Below are 10851 nucleotides of genomic sequence, written 5' to 3' on the forward strand. Positions count from 1 at the left end.
GCAACCTGGCCCGTTGGGTGGTGGGCGGCCGGAAAACGTGCCGATGACGACGATCCATCAGAACACACGGCATCGACCGCCCCAGGGCCATCCAGCGACCCGAAGAAAACGCCGGTTTCCGGCGGCAGCAGCGAAACAACCGATCATCGTTGACCTTTCCCGCCGGGCCGGCCAACGGCGCTGCGGTGGATCCCCCCTTTGTGTGGCGGACAGCGGCGTGATCCGACGGCAAAAGCGGTTGCCGTGGTCATTCATTTGTGTCTAGTTAGCGCGTTTATCACCTTCACCCACAACCGTCCGGCAGCCGCGCAACGGCTCCAGGGCGAATCCGAAAAGAAGGATATATCATGACCGTTCAGGAAGTTATCGAAATCCAGGGAGGCCGCCCATTGAACGGCAGCGTGTGCGTGCAGGGTTCCAAGAACGCCATCCTGCCCATGCTGTCCGCCGCCCTGCTCCCCGAAAATGGATGCAGCGTTATCCGCAACGTACCGCCGCTCAACGATATTCTCGTGGCCTTTGAGATCATGCGTCACGTGGGCGCCCGGGTGGACTATTTTTCCAATGAAAAAGTGGTCTGCGTGGATGCCACCCACCTCACCCGCTCGGACCTGCCCGAATCCTTGACTTGCCGGCTGCGCGCGTCGGTGCTCTTCATCCCGCCCCTGCTCAAACGCCTGGGCGAGGTCCGCCTGCCCAGCGTGGGCGGCTGTCCGCTGGGCAGCCGCAACCTCAACTACCACTACCGCGCTTCGCCCGCCTGGGGGCCACCATCACCAGCGGCGACGCCTTTGTCATCAGTGGTGAAAATTTTACCGGCACGAACCTGTATCTCGACTTTCCCAGCCATACCGGCACGGAAAACCTCATGATGGCGGCCAGTTTTTCCAAAGGGGTGTCGATCATCGAAACGCCGGCGCGACCCGGAAATCTATGATTTCGCCAAGTTTCTGATCAGCATGGGCGGCAAGATCCACGGCCTGGGCACCCGCACCCTGACCGTGGAGGGGGTCGGCGCCCTTGCGTCCACCGACTACTACGCCATGAACGACCGCCTGGATGCCGGCCTGTTCATGATGGCCGCCGGTATCGCCGGAGGCAAGGTCTCCATCATTGGGGCGGTTCCCGAGGATCTGCGTTTGCTGACGGAGAAGATCATGCAGATGGGCGTGGAGATCCGGGTCAACGGGCATGTCATGGATGTCTCTTCGCCGGGCCAGGGGCTGAAGCCGGTCAACGTGCTGACCTGCCCCTACCCCGGGTTCGCGACGGACTTTCAGCCGGCCATCATGGCCCTGTCGTGCATTGCCGACGGCCAGAGCTATATCCGCGAACGCATTTTCGACAAACGCTTCAGCCAGGTGGCCGAACTGCGCAAACTGGGCGCCGACATCGACCTGGTCGAAGAGGACGGCCTGGCCATCGTCAACGGGCCCACCACTTTTCGGGGGGGAGACACCCAACCGGACAATATCCGCGCGGCTTCGTGCATCCTGTTGGCCGGCCTGGCCTGCCCGGATGTCACCACCATCGGCAATGTCTACCAGATCGGCCGGGGCCACTTCGACATCGAAAACCGCTTCCAGCAGATCGGTGCGCAGGTGGTGCGCAAAACCGTTTAAAGGCAGCTTGAATCCCTCCGTTCCCTGGCGCAGAACGGGGGGCAGACCCGGCGATCTTCACAAGACATCCCCTGCTCCCTCTCGATTCGCTTCAGATGGGCATTTACGAGCCCGCGCGCAAAATCCACCCCCCCCGACCTGTCCGCTTTCTTTCCAGTCTGTCAAATACTTCCCGACGACTGTAAAACACCCTGTCAGAGGAGTAAAACCCGTCCTCTTGACGACGCCTTGATTTCGTTCCGGAATCCGGATCCTTTTGGCCATGGCACGACAGTTGCTCACCTCTGCAGCCCAACAGGGGACAAAAAACAAGACCGGTGGCCGACCCCATCCATCACGAGCGCAACGGCGAGCGGCACCGGTGATCAACCCGAAAACAAAGGAGAGGGATATAATGAGAGGAATCTTCAACCGATGCAGGGGAGTACTGGCAGCACTCTGGGTGATGCTGCCGGCGGTGGCGCAGGCCTCGGGAGAGGCGGCCGGCAACATCGTGGTCGTGGCGGACACCCGGCGGGTGACGGGCGTGATGCACTACTTCGCCGACCTGTACAACAGCGACATCCTCATGTTCGCCATCTGGACCGTGGTCCTGACAGTGGCCATGGGCTGTACGCTGGGTTTTTTAATGGACTTCATCATGTCACGCACGGGGCTGGATCTCAAATCCCGCAAGATCGTCGAACATTAATCCAAGGAGGAGCGCGCATATGGATGCATCTTGGCTTTATATGTACATGCCCATTGCCGGCGTGGATATCTTTTGGCCGGGCCTGGTGTTGATCGGTTACTCCGTCGGCGTGATCGGCGGATTCTTCGGAATGGGTGGCGCCTGGATGGTAACCCCGGGTTTGAACATCCTCGGTTTCCCCATGGCCTTTGCCATCGGCACGGACATTGCCCACATCGCCGGCAAATCCATGATTTCCACCATCCGGCACTCCAAGTTCGGCAACGTGGATTACAAACTGGGATTCGTCATGGTGGTGGGCACCATGGTGGGCATCGAATGCGGTGCCCAACTGGTCATGTATCTGGAGCGCATTGGCCGGATCGGCCCGGTGGTGCGCTGGGTCTATGTCGTCTTCCTGCTGCTGATCGCCGTCATGGTCTTCTCGGACTATGCCAAGGCGGTAAAGAAAAAGAAGCAGGGGATTGCCGACGGCGAAAAAGGCACCGAGGGGTTCACCTGGTACAAGACCTTGCACAAGATCAACATTCCCCCGATGATGCACTTCAAGGCGTCGGGAATCTACTGCTCGGCCTGGCTGCCGATGGTGGTCTCCTTCATCACCGGCGTGCTGGCCGGCTTCCTGGGCATCGGCGGCGGCCTGTTGCGCATGCCGGCCCTGATCTACTTCATCGGCGTTCCCACCCATGTGGCCGTGGGCACCGATCTGTTCGAGGTCATGATCTCCGGCCTTTATGGCGCCTTCACCTACACCCTGAAGGGTCGCATCGAACTGGTGGCGGTCTTCGTCATGCTCACCGGCGCGGCCATCGGCGCCCAGATCGGTACCGTGGCCACCAAGTACGCCAAGGGCTACGGCATCCGCCTGGCCTTCGGCTCCGCCGTGCTGTGCTGCATGATCAGCATCATCCTCAAGCAATTCAAATTCCAGACCTCGGCGGCGGTCCTGATCCTCGGCACCATCGGTATCATCTGCATTTATATCATGGTGATCATGTTCCGAGGCGCCGCCCAGGAGCTGAGGGAGAAGAAAAACCGCGAACAGGTGACCGTGCGCGTCTGATGAGAGGAGGAATATCTATGAAGAAAGCAACGCTTGCAGCCAGCCTGATGGTTATCGCCATCGCCGTGGGCTTGATGGGCAGCCCGGTGATGGCCGCCGAGGTCAGCCAGGGAAAGTGCATCCAGTACGATGAGGCCACCCACAAGCTCACCATCGAGGCCTACGATACCCAATTCAGCAAGGAATTCCCCTACGGCCAGTCCACCGGTGCGACGGAGATCTTCGATGTCTCCACGGCCGCCATCGGCATCCATCCCGAGCCGGGCGACATTCTGCGTCTGGCCTGGGTGGAGAAGGACAGCGTGCGCTCGGGCCTCAAGGTCATGAACGTTTCCAAGCAGGATTTGAGAAAGAAGTAAGCCGGTAGACGGCCGGCAGGCGTCCGCATCACCCGGCGCCGGCCGGCCGAACCCTTGCATCGCAGAAAAGGAGTCCCGCCATGTTCGAACCCCGCCAGATCGCCAACGAGGAGCGCCTCAACGGCCGCCAGCACACCGTTGTGGTGATCATGAACCTGATGCTTTTGGTCGAGTTGACCGTCTGCATGTACCTGGGCCAGCAGGATCCCGACACCCTGACGCTCTTCTTCCTGAAAACCTTTCTGCCGGTGGCCGGTGCAACCCTGGTGGGCGCCCGGATGCTGGTGCGTCGCCTGGGCAACACCCCCGGCAACCGCGCAGCACAATGATCGTCCGGCGCCGATCCTTGCGTCGGTTGATCGCCAGGTGCGGCGCCATCATCGGGGTTCTCTTTTTGGTATCGGCCGCCGATACCTTCATCTGCGGCCATTTGGACCCCAAGGACCACTTTCGCGCCCTTCCCGGTACCCGTCTTTCCGTCAGCGGCAATCTCTACCGTCCGGTTCGCCATCCCGAAGACGTCCGGTTTCACTTCGTTGACCCCGGCCTGCAATTAACCATCGCGGAAGTCAAGGGCAGTTTCTGGCGGGGCGAGGTGACCGTGCCGCCAAAGGCCGCCGAGGGGGTCTATCGCCTGAGCGCCCACAGCGGTGCGGACACCGATCCCGCCCACATTCCGATCTACCGCATAACGGTTTTCTCCTCGCCAAGGGCCATGAACGCCAGCTATCCGTCCCTGATCCGGCGTATCCTCGGTTTTCCCGCCTGGTGGCTGGCCGCCGCCAGCGGTCCGCTATTGGTGGTCTGCCTGACACTCTCATTTTACCTCGCCAATGACCGGGAGCGGCAATTCAGCAAGCAGGGACTGTCGCCCATCGTCAAACTGGCCCGTCGCAAGGATCACTGGGAGCTGGCCGCCGCCCTGATACCGACCGTTGCCACTACCCCGGGCGCCGTGGTCGAGGTAACGGACAGGGATCGACGGCCCATCACCCGCATGACCGTCGAGCGCATCGAAAAGGGCATGGCTTTTGGTCAGGTGGACGCGACCCTGCCGCTCGTGCCGGACGGGTATGTTCGCTTTTCTCCCCCTTCAAGCCCGGAAACGGGCCGGATGCCCACGCAAACCGACAGGTGAAGCGATCTCCCTCAGGCCGCCGCCTCCGGCCGCAAGTGATAATTCCCGTTTAAAAAGGCCTGGGCCAGTTCGTCCACCAAGGCATCGTTGTGCATGAGCATGTCCATCTGCCGCGTGAAAATCAGCAACCGACCCAGCATGTCGAGTTTCCCGGCCACCGCCGCGGCGTTTTGCTTGGCAAAGCGCGCGGTGACCCGATCGGCCACCGTATTGACCAGAAACCCTTGACGGTTCAGCACACTCTCGATCACCCGGGCCCGACGGCCGCGCCGCACGTCTCGGCCGCGCCGCCCTTGAACTGGAAGTTGATGTAGTTCTTGGCATCGGTCCTGCCGCAATAGCAGTCCAGCACGCTGTAATGGTAACCCACGCGGGAACTGAAGTTCATGTAACGGTCGGCAATGATCGCATAGCTGCGGTCGCCGAAGCGCTCCCGGGCCAGGTTGGGCGGCTCGAGCATCTGCCGGCCCATCACCGACAGGAAACCGCCCAGGTTCACCGGCCGCGGTTCACGGCTTTTCAGATCGTCGCAAAGCATGCCGGCCAACAGGGCCGCAAAGGGAACCGAGATAACCTGATCGGCGGTCACCCGGGAAAGGTTGAGGCATCCACGCTGAGCCCGTCGCCCAAATCGATGATGTACAGATCCAGTGGCAAAGGGGCATCCAGCCGCACGGAGAGGCGGCCCTGGTCGGTAACCAGATCGCCCAGCTGGAAGATCTCCGCATAGGCCTTTTCATGGATGAAGCGCATGATGTCATGCACCGTCCGGCAATTGGCCGGGTCGAAGTCAGGGGACTTGGGATCGGTGAGATGAAGGGGCAGGATGGCATCGGCCCGCCGCCGCAGATCCTGATAGACCGGAGAATCGGCCATGATACCGCTCATCTTGTAGGAAGTGTTGAGCAGCTCCTGGACGCGGCCTTCGTAGACCCTGCCGCTGAAGGCATCCACGGTCACCTCCATGCCGGCCGGCAGTACGCCGGTCGCCGTCTTCAAGTTGAGGATCGTGGGCAGCATGTACTCGCGGGTCAGGGATGCCATGTGACCGCCAATATTGCCTGTATCGGTGAGGATGGCCCGTGCCTTGGGCATGGCCATGACCAACTGGGCCGAGGCCAGGGGGCTGACCAGTACCGCGCCGTCGGGAAAGGCCGCCACATCGGCCTCGCCGCGCACATGGAACACCGGCCCGCAGCCGATGCCGGAACAGGCGATATCGCCGCCTTCCACCAACAGACGATGGCCGCTGACCAAGGGCGTTTCCAAGCGGGCCGAATCCGCCGCAGCCGTTTGAATCCGGAGGGGGCGGGTCTGCAGGATCACCAGGCGGCCCTTTTGGTCCAGTGCCCACTCCACATCCTGGGGGCCACCGAAATAGGCCTCCAGGGCCTGTCCGTAGGTGGCCAACCGGCGAATTCGGAATTCGTTCAAACAGGGGCGATACTGGCGGTCTTTCGGAACCGGGACCGCCTCGACCTGGCCGTTTGCATTGGCCTTGAGTTGTTTCACCTTGGGCACGGCCTTGGCGGTCATCAACCGAAGATCCGGCGCTTGATCAGCTCGTAGGTGTCCGGCGGCACGATACCGTCCACGGCAAAGGGCCCCAGTCCCCAGACCGCATCGATGAGAATGCGGTCCTCCATGGGATTGACCGGGCTGTGGGTAAACATCACCCCGCTGGCCTCGGCCTCGATGGTCTCCTGGCAAGCCACGGCCATGACGGCATCCTCGAAGGTGATGGCCATGTGCAGCCGATAGGCGATGGCCTGGGCGGAGAACAGGCTGGCGATCACACGGCGGTATTCGGTCAGAATCCGCTCCCGCGGGACATTGAGCACGGTCAGGTACTGGCCGGCAAAAGAGAGGGTGCTGTCTTCTCCCAGGGCACTGCTGCGCAGGGCCACGTTCACGGGAGTACCGCCCGGGTCACCGATCTCGGTCCACAGCCGTTCATACGCATCCAGGATGGCCTGGGCCAGGTCCGGGGGAACCTCGGCCGCCATGATCCGCGATTGGATCGCCTGGCTGATCTCAAGGATGGTTTCGGTCTCGATGAGGTCGGCCTTGCGTTTCATTTTTTGAATGATCGGGGTCAGGTCGTTGGCCTGAATAAAGTGACGGAAGGCCGCCGTGGTGATGGCAAACCCCCTGGGTGTGGGAATATCCAGGGCATTCATGATTTCGGCAATATGGGCGTTCTTGCCGCCGACCATGTCCACGGCGCTTTGGCCAAGGGCGGCATAGGGCAGCACGAAGGGCTCGTCTTCGTGCGTTTTCACCGGCCGGGCGACGGTTTCGGCCTTGATGCGGCTGAAGATGTCGGTCAACTTTTTCTCCAGCACGGGATACGGCCGCCCCCCCATCTGTTCCAGACAGCGCACCATGCGGGCCGTATGGAAGATGCAGCGCATGCTTTGGGCATCGATGTAGGACGGCCCGAAAACGGTCTGACCGTCGAGTTTGCGTTCGATATCGGCGATGATTTCGAGAAGTTCGGTATTGGACGCCAAAAGAGTTTGAAAATTGGCGTATTTGTCCTGGAAGGCGGCCATGAGCGCTTCGCGGGATTGCGCGTCGACCGCACTTCCACGCCACAGGGATTTGATTTTTTCAAGCAAACGCATGCGACCTCCGGGAAGTAGAGGGAAAAAGGCAGGTAACTCCCCGGATCATCAAGCAAGTGCCGTGCCATCGTTATGGCAGTATCCCACGGCGCAGGCGTGTCCGCCGTTGCGGCCCGTTCCCGTCGCCGTGGGATGTCAGCACCTTTTACCGGCTGTAAATGTTTTTTTTGACGGGTCCGTAAAGATCAGCTTATTTGGCCTCTTCAAAAACCTCGTGCACCCAGCTCAAGGCAGCAATCATGTTCGGAAATCCGGTGGTGGTCAACGCCAACATGACGGCATGCTCGATCTCCTTGGCCGTTGCGCCGGCGGCCATCGCCTTGCGCGTGCTCGACATGACACCGCCCCGCGAATTTACTCCCGCAGAGATGCCCAATTTGATCAGATTCTGGGTTTTCTCATCCAGGGCCCGGCCTTTCTGGCTGAAATCCCCAGTTGTTTGTAGTCCTTGAAAACATCGGGGTAGTTGTCCTTGAATTGTTTGTAAACGTTGGGCAAGTACATGAAGATTCTCCTTTTTCCAGGTTCAACGGGCAAATGCCGTTTCCGTAACGGCAATCATGAATTCGGATGGGCAGTATCGTGAAGGGTGGGAAGCGGGGATCAGGCGATCACCATCTGACCGCCCAGCTTGCGATAGAACTTCACCCCACCTAGTCCCCACATCTTAATCCGGTTGGCGGCTTCGAAGGCCTGGAGGATTCTCAATCCCCGCTCATCGATACCGGGAACCGCCAGTACCGGACGGATGTATTGGGCGGGCCGCTGGATGATTCCGCCGCCATGCAGTTGGGTGCTGGTCAGGATACCGAGCAGGCTGAAGTCGCTCTCGGCCCCGGCCAGCACGCCCATGACCGTGCGGTCGCAGCGCAGGTTGTTGAGGAACAGGTCCAACGGATTGCGCGTCCAGCGGGTGCTGAAGACCCAGCGACTGATCTTTTCCGCATACCCGCGCAGCTGCCAGTGCGTGACGCGACGGTTGTTGATGACCGCCACGGCGGAAAAATCATAGGTGTGTTCCCTGTCGACGGTGGTGTGGCGATTGTAGCTGAGGTACTGCAGATTCTGGGTTGGGGCGGGCATGCCGCCAATGACGAGGACATCCCGCAGCAACGCCGTGTTGGGCACCACGACCCGCCGCACACAATGGATCAAATCATCGATAAAGTCGTTCTTCATCCCGATCCCCCTCCGGTTCCGACGATTCCCGATGCCATTCAAAATCCGTATCTATATACTACTTGGCATGCCACCGGGAATCCGTCAACCCATATTCGCAGTGGGGAAAATCGATCGGTCGAAGCCTTTGGGGAGGACACGAATCACCGTATAGGTGCGAATCACGCCGCTTTCGGAAATTTCCACGGGTTCAAACGCACCGCCGGTCGCACCGATGGCGGGTGGCCGGGGCCGACTTCGTTGGCCCCAAAAAACCGGCAAGGTTCATCGAGGTGACTTATCAAACAATAAACTTCTCAACTAGCATCTTTAACTGCCCGGCCAATTTCTGCAATGCCTTGGAACTTGTGCTGACGTCATTACTGCTGGATTTCATCTCATCGGCCAATTGTTTGATATCACCTATTTCCTTTGAAATATCGCGGGCAGCGGTTGAGCTTTGTTTTACATTGTTATCCACCTCCGTCACGCCTAATGAAGCTTGGGCAATGCTACTGGAAATTTCTTGGTGGTAACCGATTGCTCTTCGACCGCCGTGGCGATCGTGTCCACCATACTATTGACATCCGTGATGACGGATTTGATTTGATCGATCTCTTTTACCGTGGTGTCGGTAGCTCCTTGAATTTCATTGATTTTATGTTTTATCTCTTGCGTGGCGGCCGCCGCTTGATTGGCCAGCTCTTTTATTTCGCTCGCCACGACGGCAAACCCTTTGCCGAATTCACCTGCCCTCGCCGCTTCGATGGTGGCATTCAATGCCAGGAGATTGGTCTGTTCGGCAACATCGCTGATGACTTCGGTGACCTTCCCGATCTCGTCGGCGGCATGGTCCAGTTGGACCACGCGGTCCGTTGCCCTTTTTACCTGGGTCACTGCAGTTAACGTTACTTGACGGGCATTTTCAGATACTTGGGCAATTTCACCAATTGTTGCGACCATTTCTTCGGTTGCACTTGCAACCATATTGATGTTTGTGGATGCTTGGTCACTGGCGGCAGTAAAGGACGTAAAATTCGTGGCCATCTCTTCCGAGAAATTCGCCACCGTATTTGATTTGTCTGACATTTGAACGGCGCTATCGGACATCTGGACCGAAACGGTTGAAAGTGTTTCCGATGAGCTCCCCAGGTTTTCCGCACTCAAGGCGATATCCTTGATCATGACCTGGAGCGTTCCGACGAAATTGTTAAAATTCCTGGCGATTTCTCCGACCTCATCCCGACTGGTGATGTCGAGCCGCTTGGTTAAATCACCATCCCCTTGAGAAACATCCTCCATCAGCGTGTTTATCTTTTCAATTGAACGCGTTGTCATTTTGGTTGACAAATATCCGATCGCTATGGCGACAATCAGAAGCACGCTTACACTAACGGCGGACCGGGCGACCATTTGATTGCGCATGTCGGCATATAAAATTTCTTCTCTTGCGCCGGTTCCAATGACCCAGTCCCACGGTTTGTAATAGACTTGATAGGCCAAAAACGTATAGACCGGTTCTCCGGGATTTTGCCAAATTTCCCTGAAAAGCGTTCCCGTCATTTTTGGGTTTCCCCAACTATCTCGAACCGTATACTTGCCCTCAATATTGTAGTCCCAGGCGTTCGCCATTTCCGATTCAAACGGATGCAAAACGATCTGTCCCTTGGAGGTGATCGCCCAGACATACATATAGGGATCCTTGACCTTGGCACTCAGGTTCAGATTCATTTTGCTTCTTGAAGCGTCTCTGCTTCCGTCGGGCAATTTGGGTCCATTGACATATTCCCTGACTTCATCTTGTGCTTTAAAAATGGATATTTGACCCTTCTCCACCCGTTCTTGCTGAAGATCGATAAAGCCGAGGATATCTTTGCTGATTCTGGCAAACATTTCACCCTTGGCTTCTATGATTCCCGCTTTCATGGTTGCATATGAAATGTAAAACGTGATGACCAGCGAGAAAAGTAAAAGCAACCCCATGACCAGTGCAAACTTTGTCTTAATCTTCATTTTATATGCTCTTCATCAAGTCATTAATCGTTCAGCTGAATATCCTTGCCTTCCAGCACCCGGTTCATGTTACGCACGGCGCACATCTTGCCGCACATGGTGCAGCTGTCGGCATGCTCGGGGACCGAGCTTTCGCGATAGCGGCGGGCTTTTTCCGGATCCATGGCCAGGTTCAGCATT

The 10851-nt window shown here is 58.4% G+C and carries 18 protein-coding genes; 8 read left to right on the forward strand and 10 right to left on the reverse strand.

What is annotated here, in order from left to right; genetic code table 11:
• The 8 genes from JCM12296_RS39070 to JCM12296_RS28560 all read left to right on the forward strand — a co-directional run.
• A partial coding sequence (locus JCM12296_RS39070; protein WP_218188332.1) for a hypothetical protein occupies positions 1 to 265 on the forward strand: 265 nt, incomplete at its 5' end.
• 82 nt (positions 266 to 347) lie between these two features.
• Entirely contained in the window at positions 348 to 872 is a 525-nt protein-coding gene (locus JCM12296_RS28530) for a hypothetical protein (RefSeq protein WP_054700168.1), read from the forward strand.
• A gap of 57 nt (positions 873 to 929) precedes the next feature.
• Positions 930 to 1622 carry a hypothetical protein gene (locus JCM12296_RS28535; RefSeq protein ID WP_281492188.1) on the forward strand — a complete coding sequence of 231 codons (693 nt, stop codon included), beginning with the start codon at positions 930 to 932 and terminating at the stop codon, positions 1620 to 1622.
• 394 nt (positions 1623 to 2016) lie between these two features.
• On the forward strand, positions 2017 to 2313 hold the full coding sequence (locus tag JCM12296_RS28540; protein ID WP_054700171.1) for a DVU0150 family protein: 297 nt from the start codon (positions 2017 to 2019) through the stop codon (positions 2311 to 2313).
• A gap of 19 nt (positions 2314 to 2332) precedes the next feature.
• Positions 2333 to 3376, forward strand: a complete 1044-nt coding sequence (locus JCM12296_RS28545) for a sulfite exporter TauE/SafE family protein (RefSeq protein ID WP_054700173.1) — start codon at positions 2333 to 2335, stop codon at positions 3374 to 3376.
• A 17-nt stretch (positions 3377 to 3393) separates the two neighbouring features.
• Positions 3394 to 3735: a hypothetical protein gene (locus tag JCM12296_RS28550; protein ID WP_054700175.1), complete on the forward strand. Its 342-nt coding sequence runs from the start codon at positions 3394 to 3396 to the stop codon at positions 3733 to 3735.
• Between the two features lie 80 nt (positions 3736 to 3815).
• The gene (locus JCM12296_RS28555; RefSeq protein WP_054700178.1) at positions 3816 to 4064 is read left to right on the forward strand and encodes a hypothetical protein; all 249 of its coding nucleotides are present in this window, start codon (positions 3816 to 3818) and stop codon (positions 4062 to 4064) included.
• Positions 4065 to 4081: 17 nt separating this feature from the next.
• On the forward strand, positions 4082 to 4873 hold the full coding sequence (locus tag JCM12296_RS28560) for a hypothetical protein (RefSeq protein WP_157067973.1): 792 nt from the start codon (positions 4082 to 4084) through the stop codon (positions 4871 to 4873).
• 11 nt (positions 4874 to 4884) lie between these two features.
• On the opposite strand, the gene JCM12296_RS28565 is transcribed toward JCM12296_RS28560, so the two are convergent.
• The 10 genes from JCM12296_RS28565 to JCM12296_RS50955 all read right to left on the reverse strand — a co-directional run bounded on the left by JCM12296_RS28565 (position 4885) and on the right by JCM12296_RS50955 (position 10850).
• Positions 4885 to 5148 (reverse strand): hypothetical protein, encoded by a 264-nt coding sequence (locus JCM12296_RS28565; protein WP_054700182.1) that lies wholly within the window; start codon positions 5146 to 5148, stop codon positions 4885 to 4887.
• Positions 5121 to 5462 (reverse strand): hypothetical protein, encoded by a 342-nt coding sequence (locus JCM12296_RS28570; protein ID WP_054700184.1) that lies wholly within the window; start codon positions 5460 to 5462, stop codon positions 5121 to 5123. Before JCM12296_RS28570 ends, JCM12296_RS28565 begins: the two co-directional genes overlap by 28 nt.
• A complete protein-coding gene (locus tag JCM12296_RS48315; RefSeq protein ID WP_054700190.1) occupies positions 5459 to 6409 on the reverse strand; it encodes a PEP/pyruvate-binding domain-containing protein in 951 nt (316 codons plus the stop codon). Before JCM12296_RS48315 ends, JCM12296_RS28570 begins: the two co-directional genes overlap by 4 nt.
• Positions 6409 to 7500: a PEP/pyruvate-binding domain-containing protein gene (locus JCM12296_RS48320; protein WP_054700191.1), complete on the reverse strand. Its 1092-nt coding sequence runs from the start codon at positions 7498 to 7500 to the stop codon at positions 6409 to 6411. Before JCM12296_RS48320 ends, JCM12296_RS48315 begins: the two co-directional genes overlap by 1 nt.
• Before the next feature lie 190 nt (positions 7501 to 7690).
• Entirely contained in the window at positions 7691 to 7876 is a 186-nt protein-coding gene (locus tag JCM12296_RS46035; RefSeq protein ID WP_246805023.1) for a carboxymuconolactone decarboxylase family protein, read from the reverse strand.
• 5 nt (positions 7877 to 7881) lie between these two features.
• A complete protein-coding gene (locus JCM12296_RS48325) occupies positions 7882 to 8004 on the reverse strand; it encodes a hypothetical protein (RefSeq protein WP_281492187.1) in 123 nt (40 codons plus the stop codon).
• Between the two features lie 99 nt (positions 8005 to 8103).
• Entirely contained in the window at positions 8104 to 8679 is a 576-nt protein-coding gene (locus JCM12296_RS28590) for a hypothetical protein (protein WP_054700193.1), read from the reverse strand.
• A gap of 280 nt (positions 8680 to 8959) precedes the next feature.
• The gene (locus JCM12296_RS28595) at positions 8960 to 9139 is read right to left on the reverse strand and encodes a hypothetical protein (protein WP_157067974.1); all 180 of its coding nucleotides are present in this window, start codon (positions 9137 to 9139) and stop codon (positions 8960 to 8962) included.
• 11 nt (positions 9140 to 9150) lie between these two features.
• Positions 9151 to 10671: a methyl-accepting chemotaxis protein gene (locus JCM12296_RS28600; RefSeq protein WP_054700197.1), complete on the reverse strand. Its 1521-nt coding sequence runs from the start codon at positions 10669 to 10671 to the stop codon at positions 9151 to 9153.
• A gap of 23 nt (positions 10672 to 10694) precedes the next feature.
• Entirely contained in the window at positions 10695 to 10850 is a 156-nt protein-coding gene (locus tag JCM12296_RS50955) for a phosphomethylpyrimidine synthase ThiC (protein ID WP_172684153.1), read from the reverse strand.
• Position 10851 lies beyond the last annotated feature (1 nt).

Origin of the sequence: Desulfosarcina cetonica JCM 12296, from assembly GCF_001311845.1 — a bacterium.
Taxonomy (GTDB): Bacteria; Desulfobacterota; Desulfobacteria; order Desulfobacterales; family Desulfosarcinaceae; genus Desulfosarcina; species Desulfosarcina cetonica.

Bases quoted from the DNA above. Each gene is read 5' to 3' on its own strand.
- JCM12296_RS28530 (WP_054700168.1), top strand. From the start codon at position 348: ATGACCGTTCAGGAAGTTATCGAAATCCAGGGAGGCCGCCCATTGAAC.
- JCM12296_RS28540 (WP_054700171.1), top strand. From the start codon at position 2,017: ATGAGAGGAATCTTCAACCGATGCAGGGGAGTACTGGCAGCACTCTGG.
- JCM12296_RS28545 (WP_054700173.1), top strand. From the start codon at position 2,333: ATGGATGCATCTTGGCTTTATATGTACATGCCCATTGCCGGCGTGGAT.
- JCM12296_RS28550 (WP_054700175.1), top strand. From the start codon at position 3,394: ATGAAGAAAGCAACGCTTGCAGCCAGCCTGATGGTTATCGCCATCGCC.
- JCM12296_RS28555 (WP_054700178.1), top strand. From the start codon at position 3,816: ATGTTCGAACCCCGCCAGATCGCCAACGAGGAGCGCCTCAACGGCCGC.
- JCM12296_RS48315 (WP_054700190.1), bottom strand. From the start codon at position 6,409: ATGACCGCCAAGGCCGTGCCCAAGGTGAAACAACTCAAGGCCAATGCA.
- JCM12296_RS48320 (WP_054700191.1), bottom strand. From the start codon at position 7,500: ATGCGTTTGCTTGAAAAAATCAAATCCCTGTGGCGTGGAAGTGCGGTC.
- JCM12296_RS48325 (WP_281492187.1), bottom strand. From the start codon at position 8,004: ATGTACTTGCCCAACGTTTACAAACAATTCAAGGACAACTACCCCGAT.
- JCM12296_RS28590 (WP_054700193.1), bottom strand. From the start codon at position 8,679: ATGAAGAACGACTTTATCGATGATTTGATCCATTGTGTGCGGCGGGTC.
- JCM12296_RS28600 (WP_054700197.1), bottom strand. From the start codon at position 10,671: ATGAAGATTAAGACAAAGTTTGCACTGGTCATGGGGTTGCTTTTACTT.
- JCM12296_RS50955 (WP_172684153.1), bottom strand. From the start codon at position 10,850: ATGCTGAACCTGGCCATGGATCCGGAAAAAGCCCGCCGCTATCGCGAA.